Source organism: Ensifer sp. LBL (assembly GCF_050435225.1).
Classification (GTDB): Bacteria; Pseudomonadota; Alphaproteobacteria; order Rhizobiales; family Rhizobiaceae; genus Ensifer.
Map to the genome: position 1 here is coordinate 807,941 of NZ_JBNDJY010000002.1, position 14,618 is coordinate 822,558.

Consider the following 14,618-nt stretch of genomic DNA (forward strand, 5'->3'; position numbering starts at 1 on the left):
CGGTCAGCCACCCGCAGCCGTTGCAGCATCGACGGTGATGCCGGGCCGCACCTTGCCGGCGCCTTCGGTAATCACGTTCTCGCCTTCCTTGAGGCCCTTGCTGATCACCGCCTGACCGCGGGTGTTGCGTGCCACGTCGACACGGCGAAGCTCGACCTTGGAGCTGGCGTCGACCACGAGAACGAAGGCGCCCTGCTGGTCGCGCTGGATCGCCTGCTGCGGCACGGCCAGAACGTCCTGCTTGTCAGACTGTTCGAGGATGACGCGCACCAGCGCGCCGTCGAGCAGGATGCTGTCCGGGTTGGGGAATTCGGCGCGCACGATCACCGTGTCGGTGCCTTGCTGGACGTTGCTGGCGATGAAGTTGATCGTGCCCTTCTGCTTGTATTCCGTTCCATTCGGCAGGCTGAGCCCGACATTGGCGCCGCCGCTGATCTCGCCCTTCAGCACCCGCTCGCGGTAGGTGAGGTAGAGCGCGGTGGCAACCGGAAACTGCACGTAGATCGGGTCGAGCCGGGTGAGGGTCACCAGCGGGCCGCTGTCGGGGCCGACAAGGGCGCCGACGTCGGCGGCCGTCAGGCCGACGATGCCGTCGAAGGGTGCCACGATCTTGGTATAGGAGAGGTTGAGGTCGGCGCTGTCCTTGCTGCCCTTGAGGCGCGTGAGGTCGCCATCGGCCTTCTGGACCTCGGCGTTGGCCTGGTCGACCTTGGCCTGGGAGATGGTCTTGGTGGTCAAGAGCTGATCGGCGCGATCGCGCTCGAGGACCGCGAGTTGCTTGGCGGCTTCGGCTGCTTCGATCTGCCCCTGGATTTCCTGCACGGCGGCGCGGTAGGCGCCGTCTTCGACCTGGTAGAGTTCCGTCCCGGCCGTGACTTTCTGCCCTTCGGTGAAGTTGACCGCTTCGAGGAACCCCGAGACGCGAGCCCGGATATCGACCTTCTGGATCGCGGTCACCTTACCGGTCAGATCCACGCTTTCGCGCAGGTCCATGATGGTGGCCGGCGCCACGACCACGGCCGGCGCCTGTTGCGCGAACGCCGTTTGCGCGGATAACCCGACGGCGACAAGCATTGCTGTTGAAAGTGAAAGCGCAAGAATTCTCGAACGACGCATGCAACGTTTCCCCTGAACGAAACAGCTGGCGATGACTTCAGTCGCCTGGGCAGTGCATTGAAATCAGAACATGTTATCCGCCCCAAGTCACGCAACCATTGGTTGATTTAAGCGAGGGCTTGCAAAGATAACGCAAATACCCGCGAGAGGCGGGATCAGAGAGAACTTGTCACAAAAGCAATGATTTGCTGGGCCCACTCCGGTGCAAGGCGAGGGAAGGGCGACGGCCCGATTCTGTCGGGGTTCGGTTGAGGGCGTTGCGTGAACGCGAACGTTTTACGTGTGCCCGCATCGTCACAATTGCCGCGTCGGTTCTGCAACCTCCGGTGATTTCGCCGAGCCGTCGGGAAGACGAGCCCCGGCGCGATGCCGGGGCCCGAGCTTGTACTGTTGCCGGATCGAGCCGTCAGACGAGGTCGAAACGGTCGGCGTTCATCACCTTGTTCCAGGCGGCGACGAAGTCGCGTACGAACTTTGCCTTGGCATCCGCTTGTCCGTAGACTTCGGCAATGGCCCGCAGTTGCGAGTTCGAACCGAAGACGAGGTCGATGCGGGTCGCCGTCCGCTTGACGTCGCCGGTTTTGCGGTCGCGGCCCTCGAAGACGTCCTTGGCATCCGATGTCGCCGTCCAGGCCGTGCCCATGTCGAGCAGGTTGACGAAGAAGTCGTTGGTGAGCGTTTCCGGACGATCGGTGAAGACGCCGTGGGCGGTCTGGCCGTGGTTTGCGCCGAGAACGCGCAAGCCCCCGACGAGCACGGTCATCTCCGGCGCGGTCAGCGTCAGGAGCTGCGCCCGGTCGATCAGCAGCTCTTCCGGCGATACCGCGTACTGCGTCCGCTGGTAATTGCGGAAGCCGTCGGCGATCGGCTCGAGAACCGCAAAGGCCTCGACATCCGTCTGTTCTTGCATGGCGTCCGTACGCCCGGGAGCGAACGGAACTTCGATCTCGTGGCCCGCCGCCTTGGCGGCCTTTTCGACGGCAGCGGCGCCGCCGAGCACGATCAGATCGGCAAGCGATACCTTCTTGCCGCCGGATTGGGTGCCGTTGAAGGCCTGCTGGATGCCTTCGAGCGTTTCCAGGACCTTGCCGAGTTCCGCCGGCTGGTTGACATCCCAATCCTTCTGAGGGGCAAGGCGGATGCGTGCGCCGTTGGCGCCGCCGCGCTTGTCCGAGCCGCGGAAGGTGGACGCGGATGCCCAGGCGGTGGAGATGAGCTGCGAGACGGAAAGGCCCGAGGCAAGGATCTTCGCCTTGAGGTCGGCGACATCCCTGGCGTCGACGAGCGGATGGTCGACGGCCGGAACCGGATCCTGCCAGATCAGCTCTTCGGAGGGGACTTCCGGGCCGAGGTAGCGGGCGCGCGGACCCATGTCGCGGTGGGTCAGCTTGTACCAGGCGCGGGCAAACGCGTCGGCGAATGCATCCGGGTTCTCGTAGAAGTGCCGTGCGATCTTCTCGTAGGCCGGATCGACGCGCAGCGCGAGGTCGGTCGTCAGCATGGACGGCGCGTGGCGCTTGGACTTGTCATGGGCATCAGGCACGGTGCCCGCACCCATGCCATGCTTCGGGGTCCACTGGTGTGCACCCGCCGGGCTCTTCGTCAGTTCCCATTCGTAGCCGAAGAGGTTCCAGAAGAAGTTGTTGCTCCACTTGGTAGGCGTCGTCGTCCAGGTGACTTCGAGGCCGCTGCTGATGGTGTCGCCGCCACGGCCGCTGCCGTAGGTGCTCGCCCAGCCAAGACCCTGTTCCTCGATGCCGGCCGCTTCCGGCTCGCGGCCGACATTGGCGGCATCGCCGGCGCCGTGGGTCTTGCCGAAGGTGTGACCGCCGGCGATCAGCGCCACGGTTTCCTCGTCGTTCATCGCCATGCGCGCGAAGGTCTCGCGGATGTCACGCGCAGCCGCCAGCGGATCCGGCGTGCCGTTCGGGCCTTCCGGGTTGACGTAGATCAGGCCCATCTGCACGGCGGCGAGCGGGTTTTCGAGATCCCGGTCGCCCGAGTAGCGCTTATCGTCGAGCCAGGTCTTTTCCGTGCCCCAGTATATGTCTTCTTCCGGCTCCCACACGTCGGGGCGGCCACCGGCAAAGCCGAAGGTCTTGAAGCCCATCGATTCGAGCGCGACGTTACCGGTGAGGATCATCAGGTCGGCCCAGGAAATGCTGTTGCCGTATTTCTGCTTGATCGGCCAGAGAAGCCGGCGCGCCTTGTCGAGATTGACATTGTCCGGCCAGCTGTTGAGCGGCGCAAAGCGCTGCTGTCCGGCGCCGGCACCGCCGCGGCCGTCGCCGGTGCGGTAGGTCCCGGCGCTGTGCCAGGCCATGCGGATGAAGAGCGGGCCGTAATGGCCGAAGTCGGCCGGCCACCAATCCTGCGAATCGGTCATCAGCGCAGTGAGGTCGCTCTTCAGCGCCGTAAGGTCGAGCTTATTGAACGCCTCGGTGTAGTCAAAGGCTTCGCCCATCGGATCGGACAGCGAGGAGTTCTGGTGCAGGATCTTCAGGTTGAGCTGGTTCGGCCACCAGTCGCGGTTCGAGGTGCCGGGCGATTGAGCGCTCGTCTGGGCTCCGTGCATGACGGGACATTTGCCCGTCTTTTCGGCTTTCGCGTCCATTTTTGTCTCCCTTCAAGATGACGTGATTTTTGGATGGGTCAGAGGAAAAGCGCCAGGCGCGCGCCGGCAGCCAGCCGAGCGCGAGGCCCGGCATCTCTTGTGCCGTCGGTGGTTGTCGTTCCGCGAAGCGGTGTCGCCACTGGCTGCGTCTCCCTCATGTGCCGCGGACTCTATCAAAGTGGTTCCATTAATTTAAGTTGGATTTCCTGATTGTGACGATAAGGCAATCCTATGGCTAATGGACGCGGCTCCGCAGGTGCATGCTTGCAGCCCTCCATGCATTTTTGATGACGTGCGACCGTTTGCCGATTGCAGCCGATACAAGAAAATTGTTGCACTGCACTCCCGCCAAACTTGCGGAAGAAAGCGCCAATGGTTAGTCACACCGCAACGACTCAAGAGCTTTCTATTTTTCGCGTGGTGAAAGGACAGACATCGTGGCTGAGACAGATACGAAGACCGGCAGTGGCCGCCGCAAGGCGCTCTGGGCTGCAGTCGCGGTGATCGCGATCGCGGCTGCCGGCGTAGCCGGCGGCAAGTTCATGCTTGAAAAGGCGGTCGGGACGTTCATCGCCGAGCGCGGCGGGAAGGCCGGCTCGGTTGAGGCGGATTTCTTCGGCCGCATCCATCTGCGCGACGTCACGCTTCCTTTCGCCGATGGCGTCAGCGCGCGCATCGCGGCAATCGACGGCCGCCCGAAGATCTTCTCTCTGAGCGGCAAGCTCGACGTGAAGGGCCTGGAGCTCGACCTCAAGGCCGCAAAGCTTTCCGTGCCGGCGGCAACGCTTGAAGATCCCGACTTTTTCGCCGCCGGCCTGACGGCAAGCGGGGAAAAGGCTGATCTGCTGAGGCGTATCGAGCGTTTCGCGGCAAAACAGGTCTCTGCGCCGGAAGTCGCCGTCGTTCAGAACGTTGCAGGCGCCGAGCAGAAGACGGTCTACAAGGATGTTCGGCTCGAGGATATCGCCAGCGGCCGCGTTGCGCGCTATTCGGCGAGCGGCGCCACGTTCGCCTTTTCCATGGATCTTCCTGACGGTGAAGGGGCAACGAAGCGGGAGAAAATGGACGGCACCATGGGCGCCGTCACCGGTGAGAGCTTCGATGTGGCCTACATGGCCCGCATCTATACGCAGAAAGCCGGTCCCGAGGACAAGGAGCCGAAGCTGCTCTACGGCCCGATCTCGGTAAAGAACCTTGCCTTTGCCGACAGCAAGTCGCGTTTCGGCTATGACGAAGTGCGAAGCAGCGGCCTCAGTGTCCGCATGCCGACCGAGCCGCTTCTCGAAACGCTCGAGAAGCTCCAGGCGGTCAGCGACCCGGAAGCCCTGCCGCCGGCGGAACGCCAGGCATTCTTCAAGCGCATCCTTTCGCTGGTCGACATGCTGGCAAAGGGCGACATGGAACTGCTCGGCCTGAAGATGGAAGTGCCGGAGCAGGAAAGCACCGAAGGCAAGCTCGTGAAGCTCGCCGTCGACAAGATGACGTTCCAGCTCAACGGCCGCAGTTTTGATGGCACGATGAACGGTGTCACCGCGGGCGAGGGTACCGACTACTTCAAGTTTGCCGAAGCCAGCATCAAGGGTTTCTCCTGGGCTCCGACCATGGAGGCGCTGACGAAGCTTGCAGGCCTGAAGGAGGAGGAGTTCGAGACCTTCCCCTACACCACGCTGATGCCCGAGTTCGGCACGATCAAGATCGCCGGGCTCGACGTGGACATGCCCGGCAGCGACCCGGCAGCCGTGACGGACAGCGAAACCGTCGAGGACGAGAGCGCGACCGAAACCGAAGTCGATCCGTCGGCCAACGCCGAACAGGCGCCGGAAGCCGAGCAGGTGCCGGACCAAGCGACGGACGGCGAAGCCGCCAGCGACGCGGCGGTCCCCGGCGATGCGGCAGAAGCCTCGACGTCCGAAGCGCCTGCAGAGCAGTCGGCGGATGAAGCCACCGATGGCGAAGCCGCGAGCGACGCGGAGATCGCCGGTGAAGTGGCGGAAGACCCGATGGCCGAGGCGCCGGTAGAGCAGTCGGCAGTGCCGTCCGTTCCGGAACGCGTTCGTTTCACGCTCGACACCTATGAAGTCGCGCTGACGAAGCCGCGCAACGGCATTCCGACGGATGTCCGCGTCAGCTACCGCGATCTCAGCGTTCCGATCCCTGCGGACACGCAGGAAGAGGGCTTCAAGATGCTGCGCAAGATCGGCCTCGACAAGTTGGTCTTCTCGTCCAACGTCGAACTGTCGTGGGACGAGCCCAACGAGAACTTCGTCATCAAGCAGATTTCGCTTGATGGCAAGGACATGGGCAGCCTCTCCTTCTCCGGCGTCATGGGCGGCGCTTCGGAGGACTTCTTCTCCGGCGACCTGAATGCGGCGCAGATCGCGATGTTCGGTCTTACCGCCCGCGAAGTCACGCTCAAGCTCGAGGACAAGGGCATCATGGCCAAGGGCATCAAGCTCTATGCCGAAGATAACCACATGACCGAGGACAGTGTTCGCGGCCTGCTCGTGTTGATGACCAGCGCCGGCGTGCAGCATTTTGCCGCCACGCAGCCGAAGCTGCAGGACGCCGCAACGGCGTTCACCCAGTTCATCAGCAAGCCCGGCACCTTCACGCTGAAGGTCAAGGCCAAGGATGAAGCCGGCGTCGGCGCGCTCGAACTGATGGGCGCTGCTGAAAACCCGGCGCTTCTGCTTGAGCAAGTCGATATCGAAGCGAAGGCACAGTAAAAAATCGACCGCGGGCCGCGTCGTCAGATGCGGCCCGCCTTGCTTCAGTCTATGGGCGCCTGAAGGAAATCCCGAAGCGCCATCAATTCTTCCTGCCCGATCTCGTGTGCGCCCCTGATGTAGAGGGCCCGGACATCCGCTTTCTGCCCCGCAAGATAGTCGACCAGTTGCTCGGTGAGTGCCAATGGGCGGGCCGGATCGTCCTGGCCGCCGGTGACGAGGATCCGTTTGCCCTGAAGTTCGGCGTTGCCGGGCGGCACCCACGATACGAGGGGATGCAACAGCGCGGTTCGCTCGAACAGATCAGGATATTTGACCAGGAGTGCGGCGAGTTGGGTCGCGCCGGTGGCGTAGCCGATGCCATAGACGGCTTGGCGCGGATACAGGCGCCGCCTGTTGCCGATCGCGTGCGCCAGGTCTTCCACGGAGGCTGCGAGTGCCCGCATATTGCACAAGCCGTCGCCGATCGCAGATGAGCGCGCCTCGTCGCTTTCGCCTGCGCCTTGGTTGACGAAGACCAATTGGGAACCCGGCAGCGTATGGGCGATCAGCTGGGCGACCGCATCGTTCGGAGCGTGGTCGCAGAACGCGAAAACGACCGGGGCGTCGGGGCTGAACGGTTCTCTCTGTTCGCTGGACGATGAGATTGTCATGTTTGCCGCTCCCTTCTGGGAGACCGAAGGGCCGAGGTGGCAAGCATTCACGCCTGCCTGATCTCCGCCAGCACCCATGTGCTTCTCCCGATGAAAGGATCGGCGCATTCATAACCAAAATGAATAGCAATAATATTGACAATATTATTTCATTTTCAGAAATTATAGCGCATGGGCGATTTAAGCGATATCCGGGTTTTCCTGGCGGTGGCGAAGCAGCGGAGCTTTACCGCCGCGGCGCGTCAGCTTTCGATGACGGCGCCGAGCGTCACGCGCGCCGTCAGTGCCTTGGAAGCGGATCTCGGCGTTCAGTTGCTGCTGCGTACCACACGCCAGGTCTCATTGACCTCTGCCGGTGCGGTCTATGCGGCGCGCATCGAGCCCTTGATCCATCAGTTCGACGAGGCGCGCGAGGACCTGCGTGAGCAGCATGGCGATGTCGCCGGGCTGATCCGCCTCAATGCGCCACTGTCGCTCGGCCAGCATATCCTGCCGGACATTGTCACCGGCTTTCGCGCCGAGCATCCGGGCACGCGGATTTCGCTGTCCCTGACCGACCGGCTGATCGATATCGTGACTGAGGATTTCGACCTTGCGGTGCGGGTGTCGGAGCCGCCACGCGACAAATCCACGATCTGGCGCCGGATCTGTCCCGTGCGGCGCGTGCTCGTTGCCTCGCCCGGCTACCTCGCGAGGTTCGGAACCCCGCAGACGCCGGATGATCTCGATCGCCACGGTTGCCTTGCCTATGATGGAGAGGCGGTCGCGGAGACCTGGGAACTCTCGTCCGAAGGCCGGACGCGAAAGGTGAGGGCGGGCCATTCGCTCGCCGCCAACAACGGCGAATTCGTTGCCAGGCTTGCTGAGAACGGCGAGGGCATCGCGCTTCTGCCGCTCTTCATCGTCGAGGACGCGCTGGCGCGTGGCGCACTGGTTCAGATCCTCCACGGGTGGGAGGCGCCGCAGCTGTGGCTGACCCTGTATTATCCGCCCTATGAACGGCTGCCGCTCAGGGTTGCCAAGTTCTCAGATTTCTTCGAGAGCTACGTCACCGAGACGCGGCCGCTTTGAAGCGTTGGGATCATGCGGCAGGACCTCAAAACAGCGCCGTTTGCGGCCAAATGTGAGCAAAGGATACAAGAAATTACCGGCAGCACACCCCATGTTTTCTCGGATATGAGCGGTAATGGCGAGATGCCCCCTTGCGTCGGGTCTTTCGCATATCGAAGCGGATTGCACGCGTGCAGTGAATTCCATCGCCAGAAGGCGGGGGTGGACGAAAGATGACAGAGCCAAGTGGCATTGGAGCGTATTTCGGCGAGCCGAAGGCGCCGTTTCTCATGGTGCGGCCGGTGCGGGACGCCCGGTTTTCGGTGACGCGTCTGCAGTGCCGGCTGAACGGAGAACTGAGCCGCATCGTATCCCTGCCGGCCGACGATGCCTACTTCCTGATGTTCTACTTCAAGGATGTCATGCACTGCGACCTGGTGCCGGGCGAAAGCGAAGGCGACATTCGCCACTACCGGCAGGGGTCGATCTGTCTCGTCGATCTCGCTGAGGGCGCCAGTATCCGGCTTGTCAGCGATCTCGATTCCCTCGCCTTCCATCTGCCGCGCGCCTTGTTTCGTGAAGTCTGCGAGTTTTCGCATGCTCCGGCCGCCACCAGCCTCAGGTGCCGTCGCGGCGAGGTCGACGACGTCATGCACAATCTCGCCTTGGCGCTGTTGCCGCTTCTTGCCGAGGGCGAGGGGCAACCGGGTGCGGTGTTGCAGCACATCGCCGTTGCCATCTGCGCGCATCTTCTGCATTCCTACCCGGATCGCGCCACCGCACCCGGCGACTCCGGTCTCTCCGTATGGCAGGAGAAGGCGGCCAAGGACTTCATGATCGACCATTGGGCCAAGGACTTTTCGTTTGCGTCAGCAGCGGCGTCTGCGAACCTTTCGGAGGAGGATTTTGCCGCGGCTTTTGCATCCGTGACCGGCCAGACGCCGCAAGAGTGGTTGATGCGCTACCGGATCGGTCGCGCCAAGCGCTATCTCATCGAAGAGGGATGGTCGCTGGGCAAAACCGCGACCAGTTGCGGCTATGCCGACGAGGCCCGGTTCATCGAAGCCTTTCGCGAGGTGACGGGCGTGACGCCCGCCGTCTGGCGCGCGCGCTGGCTGCAGTGAGGGTATGATGCTGACCTTTGACGCTCGGCGATGCATCGCTGGATTCGCCTCTTCATTGCGACAGTCAACCGTTGTAGCATCCGCCCGGCCGCTGAAGCGGGCGGCTGAGCTGGAAATCGGGAGACCCTGACCGATGGCCTTGCAAGAGGGAATGAGCGCAGACGAACGCACACCGCGTCCTATCGTCAAGCGGATCAGCGCCGGCGACATTACCGTCACGAGAACCTTCTCGGATCGCTTCGATTTGGAGGTCGGGCCGCTGATCCCGGTCGCCGATGCCTTCAACGTCATTGTCCAGATGCGTGACTTCGAGGCGCACCGCCTGTGGCGGCGCGGCGAACTCGTTTACGAGGGTGGGCACCCGAAGGCCTCGCTTGCGATCACCGACCTACGCGACCAATGGCAGTGCCATCATCTGTCGCCCTTCGACAATGTCCGCTTCCACATCCCCTTTGCCTCGATGCGCAGCTTCACCGAAAGGGCCGGGCGCGGCGAATATGTGTCGCTTTCTCCCGTACAGGGGCTTGTGGATCCTGTCATGTTCGGCCTTGCCCAGGCGCTGCTGCCTTCGCTCGACGAGCCGGACCGGGCCAATCTGCTGTTCGTCGAACAGATCAATCTTGCTGCATTGGCCCATCTCAGCCAGGCCTATGGCGGCCTGCACTTCCCCGTCGACAAGAAGGGGACGCTGGCGCCATGGCAGGAGAGGCTGGCGACGGAGTTTCTGGTCGCCCATTTCAACAGGCCGTTCTCGATCGGCGATCTCGCTGCCCAGTGCGCGCTATCGCGCAGCTATTTCAACAAGGCCTTCAAGGAGAGCTTCGGGCGCACACCGTCCAGGTGGCTGTCCGAATATCGGATCGCTCGGGTCAAGGAGTGTCTGCTTCAGGACACACCCCTTGCTGAAATCGCAATCCATTGCGGCTTTGCCGACCAGAGCCACATGACCCGGGTTTTCACCAGCCAGGCGGGGGAAACGCCGGCGCGCTTCCGGAAAAAGAACCGGTCAGTCGTCGTCGCTGTGGACCGACCTCCGCAATAACGTGGAAAGAGGGCGCGCCCTCATGCAAAATTTTCAAAAGAGATGAAAAACGTGCAAGAATGACGCGGCGACCGGGGCAATCATAGGGCCGCTCCTGCAGATGATTTGGTGAACCCGAGAGTGAATCCCGTGCACGTTTATCCTGCGCGCGGCGACTTACGTCTTTCGTTTTCGTCGTCTCGGCAGGAGGGTTTGGCGGGCAGTCTCGACACATAGGAGCGAAGACGATGACGAATGTTTCCGCTGCCTCGGCCGGAACGCGACCGCGCGACAGTCTCGGATGCTCGCTCGATCAGCTTGATGACGACAGGACGATCGAAGGCCGCGACATGGTCTTCCACCGCAAGCGGTCGACAGCGGGACCGCCGGGCCAGGTCAGGACACCTGGCAACGGGCGGGGTTATCTGATCGGCCTGTCGCTTGTCGGCGGTCATAGTCGCCGGGTTTTCGGAGCGCACCACGCAGCGATCCAGGAGTTCAGCCAAAACTCGGTCTACGTCAGGAATTTTGCCGACGATTATAAAGCCGATCTCAAAGGATCGTTCGATTTCACCTTGCTCGAAATCGGCCACGGGGCGCTCGAGCGCATCGCAGATGCGGCAAATGCCTCCGGCGTCAACGAGCTTCGGTCCGTTTCTGGCTCGCCCGATCCTGTTCTCGGCGGCATGCTCGGCGCTTTGTTTGCGTCGGTGGACGGCTATACGGATAGAAGCGCGCTGTTTGTCGACCAGCTCTCGGTGGCAATCGGCGTGCATATGGTCCGGCAGTACGGCACTGGCCGTGGCGAGAGCCTGGCCGGTGGACGCAGGCTTTCGCAGCGCTGCCAGGCAAAGATCCGCGATCTGGTGCAATCCCGTCTGGATGGCGAGCTGACCGTCGAGGAATTGGCTGCGACCTGCAACCTGTCGCAGGCGGCTTTTCTGCGTGCCTTTCGCGAGACCATGGGCAGCACGCCCTATCGTTGGCTGCTGCAGCAAAGGATCGAAAGGGCCAAGGATCTGCTGCAGTTCTCGCCCACATCCTTAAGTGAAATTGCGGTCGTCTGCGGCTTTTCGGACCAGAGCCACTTTACCCGGGCCTTTGCGCAGGCCGCGGGTGCCACGCCGCGCCAGTGGCGGCGCAGCCGGCAGTCGTAACCCTCTGAAACTACACGCGCCCTGCTGGCTGAAGGCGAGCGAAATTTTCAAAAATCCACCTTTGGCGACAAGAACGGGTCGCCGGTCGGCGGCATAGTTGGGCCTCTCCAATCGGAGTTCAGTTTCAACAGTAAGAGGTCACGACCATGTCTGCGACAGCGACCCCCGGCAAACTCCTCGTCTCGCCCAAGGACCACACCCTGATCATGATCGACTTCCAGTCGCAGATGTCTTTTGCGACCAAGTCGATCGACGCCGTGCTCCTACGCAACAACGCAGCACTCGTCGCCAATGCGGCGGCGGGTTTCGGCGTTTCGACCATCCTCACGACGGTTGCCGAAAAGACCTTCTCCGGCCCGATGTTCTCCGAGATCACCGATGCCTTCCCGGGCCAGAAACTGCTGGACCGCACCTCGATGAACACCTGGGAAGACGCGGCCGTGATCGAAGAGGTCAACCGCATCGGCAAGAAGCGCCTCGTCATGTGCGGGCTGTGGACCTCGGTCTGCATCGTCGGCCCGACACTTTCGGCGCTCGACCAGGGCTTCGAGGTCTATGTCATCGCGGATGCCTGCGGCGACGTTTCGGACGAGGCGCACGAGCGGGCGATGGACCGCATGGTGCAGGCCGGCGTCCGACCGATGACCTCGCTGCAATACATGCTCGAGCTGCAGCGTGACTGGGCGCGCACCGAGACCTACGACATGACCACCGGTATCGCCAAGAAGTTCGGCGGTTCGTATGGCCTCGGCATCATCTACGCCAAGTCGATGTTCGGCGCGTCCGAAGGCCACTGACAGAACGCCTCCGCGCTCTAGATTAACGCTCTGGCCGCCGCGCTGCGGCCGGAGCGGCACCTTTTTCCCGTGAAGGAGTTGTGGCGATGAAGATGTACCTTCTCTCGCTCGGAGCCGGGCTGCTCGTCGGCGTCATCTATGCGCTGCTCAATGTCCGCTCGCCGGCGCCGCCGGTCATCGCGCTGATCGGTCTGCTCGGCATTCTCATCGGGGAGCAGTCCGTGCCCCTGGTCAAGCGCGCCCTGTCGGGCGAGCCGGTCAACCTCTCCTGGTTCAATCGGCAGTGCATGCCGCATGTGTTCGGCCATCTGCCCGGCGGGCAGGCCGCGGCTGGCGTGGTGAAAGATGCAACCGGCAACGACGAGAGGGCCTGACGATGCCGACAAGACGCTCGTTCCTCGGTGCAGCCTCGTCGCTGGCGCTGCCCGCTCTCTTCCCGTCGGCTCGCACCGCCGGCGCCCAACAGACCGGAGATACCTCGATGACGCCCGACCTGATCCTTCACAACGGCCAAGTGACGACGCTCGACCGCGCCAACCCGACGGCCACCGCCGTTGCCGTTAAGGACGGCCTGATCCTCGCTGTCGGTGACGACAGGACGATCATGGCGCTGGCGGGCTCAGGCACAAAGACGATCGACCTCAAAGGCAAGCGCGTCCTGCCGGGCTTGAACGACAACCATACCCACGTCGTGCGCGGCGGCCTCAACTTCAACATGGAGCTGCGCTGGGACGGCGTGCGCTCGCTCGCCGATGCGATGGACATGCTGAAGCGGCAGGTGGCGATCACGCCGGCGCCGCAATGGGTGCGCGTCGTCGGCGGCTTCACCGAGCACCAGTTCGCCGAAAAGCGGTTGCCGACGATCGACGAGATCAACGCGGTCGCGCCCGATACGCCGGTGTTCCTGCTGCATCTCTATGACCGGGCGCTGCTCAACGCCGCGGCGCTACGCGCCGTCGGCTACACCAGGGACACGCCGAACCCGCCGGGCGGCGAGATCACTCGCGACGCCAGCGGCAACCCGACGGGGCTGCTCTTGGCCAAGCCCAATGCCGGCATCCTCTATTCGACGCTCGCCAAGGGGCCGAAGCTGCCCTTCGACTATCAGGTCAACTCGACCCGTCATTTCATGCGCGAGCTCAACCGGCTCGGCGTCACCAGCGTCATCGACGCCGGCGGCGGCTTCCAGAACTACCCGGACGACTATGCCGTCATCCAGAAGCTCTCGGACGAGGGCCAGATGACGGTGCGGCTTGCCTACAACCTCTTCACCCAGAAGCCGAAGCAGGAGAAGGACGACTTCCTGAAATGGACGTCGTCGGTCAAATACAAGCAGGGCAACGACTATTTCCGCCACAACGGTGCCGGCGAGATGCTGGTGTTTTCCGCCGCCGACTTCGAGGACTTCCGCGAGCCGCGCCCGGACATGCCGCCGGAGATGGAGGGCGAACTCGAAGAAGTCGTGCGCATCCTTGCCGAGAACCGCTGGCCCTGGCGACTGCACGCCACCTATGACGAGACGATCACCCGTGCGCTCGACGTCTTCGAGAAGGTCAACCGGGATATCCCGCTTGAGGGCATCAACTGGTTCTTCGACCATGCCGAGACGATCTCCGACCGCTCGATCGACCGGATCGCCGCCCTTGGCGGCGGCATCGCCGTGCAGCACCGCATGGCCTATCAGGGCGAGTACTTCGTCGAGCGTTACGGCCATGGTGTCGCTGAAGCGACGCCGCCGGTGGCCAAGATGCTGGCAAAGGGCGTCAACGTCTCCGCCGGCACCGATGCGACCCGCGTCGCATCCTACAACCCCTGGGTTTCGCTGTCGTGGATGGTGACCGGCAAGACTGTCGGCGGCCTGCAGCTCTACCCGCGCGCCAACTGCCTCGACCGCGAGACGGCGCTTCGGATGTGGACCGAGAAGGTGCAGTGGTTTTCAAACGAGGAAGGCAAGAAAGGCCGGATTGAGAAAGGGCAGTTCGCCGACCTCATCGTGCCGAACAAGGATTTTTTCAACTGCGCCGAGGACGAGATTTCCTTCCTCACGTCAGAGCTCACGATGGTCGGCGGCAAGATCGTCTATGCGGCCGGCGAATTTGCCTCTCACGACGAGAACAAGGTGCCGCCGGCAATGCCCGACTGGTCGCCGGTCCGCACCTTCGGCGGTTATGCCGCCTGGGGTGAGCCCGAGGGCGCCGGGAAGCGCTCGCTCCGGCGCACCGCGATCACGTCGTGCGGTTGCGCCAGCGATTGCGGCGTCCATGGCCATGATCATGCCGGCGCCTGGACGTCGAAACTGCCGATCGGCGACCTTAAGGGTTTCTTCGGCGCGCTTGGATGCTCCTGCTGGGCGGTGTGAC

The 14,618-nt window shown here is 63.1% G+C and carries 11 protein-coding genes; 8 read left to right on the plus strand and 3 right to left on the minus strand.

All coding sequences use genetic code 11. The annotated features are described in order from the left end of the window. Window positions 1-3 precede the first annotated feature (3 nt). Both OKW20_RS10930 and katG read right to left on the minus strand, forming a co-directional pair. Window positions 4-1,116, minus strand: coding sequence for an efflux RND transporter periplasmic adaptor subunit (locus OKW20_RS10930; RefSeq protein WP_429172126.1), 1,113 nt, complete (start codon window positions 1,114-1,116; stop codon window positions 4-6). Window positions 1,117-1,522: 406 nt separating this feature from the next. Beyond that, window positions 1,523-3,730, minus strand: a complete 2,208-nt coding sequence (katG, locus tag OKW20_RS10935) for a catalase/peroxidase HPI (RefSeq protein WP_429172128.1) — start codon at window positions 3,728-3,730, stop codon at window positions 1,523-1,525. A 437-nt stretch (window positions 3,731-4,167) separates the two neighbouring features. Between katG and OKW20_RS10940 the strand changes: the two genes are divergently transcribed. Then, window positions 4,168-6,456, plus strand: coding sequence for a hypothetical protein (locus tag OKW20_RS10940; RefSeq protein ID WP_429172130.1), 2,289 nt, complete (start codon window positions 4,168-4,170; stop codon window positions 6,454-6,456). A gap of 44 nt (window positions 6,457-6,500) precedes the next feature. On the opposite strand, the gene OKW20_RS10945 is transcribed toward OKW20_RS10940, so the two are convergent. Beyond that, window positions 6,501-7,187, minus strand: a complete 687-nt coding sequence (locus OKW20_RS10945) for an alpha/beta hydrolase (RefSeq protein ID WP_429172132.1) — start codon at window positions 7,185-7,187, stop codon at window positions 6,501-6,503. Window positions 7,188-7,280: 93 nt separating this feature from the next. On the opposite strand from OKW20_RS10945, the gene OKW20_RS10950 reads away from it, so the two are divergent. The 7 genes from OKW20_RS10950 (at window position 7,281) to OKW20_RS10980 (ending at window position 14,617) form a co-directional block, all read left to right on the plus strand. Then, the gene (locus OKW20_RS10950) at window positions 7,281-8,180 is read left to right on the plus strand and encodes a LysR family transcriptional regulator (RefSeq protein ID WP_429172133.1); all 900 of its coding nucleotides are present in this window, start codon (window positions 7,281-7,283) and stop codon (window positions 8,178-8,180) included. Between the two features lie 212 nt (window positions 8,181-8,392). Further along, the gene (locus OKW20_RS10955; RefSeq protein WP_429172135.1) at window positions 8,393-9,283 is read left to right on the plus strand and encodes a helix-turn-helix transcriptional regulator; all 891 of its coding nucleotides are present in this window, start codon (window positions 8,393-8,395) and stop codon (window positions 9,281-9,283) included. A gap of 133 nt (window positions 9,284-9,416) precedes the next feature. Beyond that, window positions 9,417-10,325, plus strand: coding sequence for a helix-turn-helix domain-containing protein (locus OKW20_RS10960; protein ID WP_429172137.1), 909 nt, complete (start codon window positions 9,417-9,419; stop codon window positions 10,323-10,325). Between the two features lie 227 nt (window positions 10,326-10,552). Further along, on the plus strand, window positions 10,553-11,461 hold the full coding sequence (locus tag OKW20_RS10965; RefSeq protein ID WP_429172139.1) for a helix-turn-helix domain-containing protein: 909 nt from the start codon (window positions 10,553-10,555) through the stop codon (window positions 11,459-11,461). A gap of 146 nt (window positions 11,462-11,607) precedes the next feature. Beyond that, complete coding sequence (locus tag OKW20_RS10970) at window positions 11,608-12,258, plus strand: hydrolase (RefSeq protein WP_043623178.1); 651 nt, start codon at window positions 11,608-11,610, stop codon at window positions 12,256-12,258. An 86-nt stretch (window positions 12,259-12,344) separates the two neighbouring features. Next, window positions 12,345-12,632, plus strand: coding sequence for a XapX domain-containing protein (locus tag OKW20_RS10975; RefSeq protein ID WP_429118066.1), 288 nt, complete (start codon window positions 12,345-12,347; stop codon window positions 12,630-12,632). Between the two features lie 2 nt (window positions 12,633-12,634). Beyond that, window positions 12,635-14,617 (plus strand): amidohydrolase, encoded by a 1,983-nt coding sequence (locus OKW20_RS10980; protein WP_429172141.1) that lies wholly within the window; start codon window positions 12,635-12,637, stop codon window positions 14,615-14,617. The last annotated feature ends 1 nt before the right edge of the window (window position 14,618 follow it).

What these genes read in the sequence shown, in the direction of transcription:
- OKW20_RS10975 (WP_429118066.1), top strand. Translation starts at nt 12,345, where the DNA reads ATGAAGATGTACCTTCTCTCGCTCGGAGCCGGGCTGCTCGTCGGCGTC.
- OKW20_RS10965 (WP_429172139.1), top strand. Translation starts at nt 10,553, where the DNA reads ATGACGAATGTTTCCGCTGCCTCGGCCGGAACGCGACCGCGCGACAGT.
- OKW20_RS10955 (WP_429172135.1), top strand. Translation starts at nt 8,393, where the DNA reads ATGACAGAGCCAAGTGGCATTGGAGCGTATTTCGGCGAGCCGAAGGCG.
- OKW20_RS10945 (WP_429172132.1), bottom strand. Translation starts at nt 7,187, where the DNA reads ATGGGTGCTGGCGGAGATCAGGCAGGCGTGAATGCTTGCCACCTCGGC.
- OKW20_RS10950 (WP_429172133.1), top strand. Translation starts at nt 7,281, where the DNA reads ATGGGCGATTTAAGCGATATCCGGGTTTTCCTGGCGGTGGCGAAGCAG.
- OKW20_RS10980 (WP_429172141.1), top strand. Translation starts at nt 12,635, where the DNA reads ATGCCGACAAGACGCTCGTTCCTCGGTGCAGCCTCGTCGCTGGCGCTG.
- OKW20_RS10970 (WP_043623178.1), top strand. Translation starts at nt 11,608, where the DNA reads ATGTCTGCGACAGCGACCCCCGGCAAACTCCTCGTCTCGCCCAAGGAC.
- OKW20_RS10960 (WP_429172137.1), top strand. Translation starts at nt 9,417, where the DNA reads ATGGCCTTGCAAGAGGGAATGAGCGCAGACGAACGCACACCGCGTCCT.
- katG (WP_429172128.1), bottom strand. Translation starts at nt 3,730, where the DNA reads ATGGACGCGAAAGCCGAAAAGACGGGCAAATGTCCCGTCATGCACGGA.
- OKW20_RS10930 (WP_429172126.1), bottom strand. Translation starts at nt 1,116, where the DNA reads ATGCGTCGTTCGAGAATTCTTGCGCTTTCACTTTCAACAGCAATGCTT.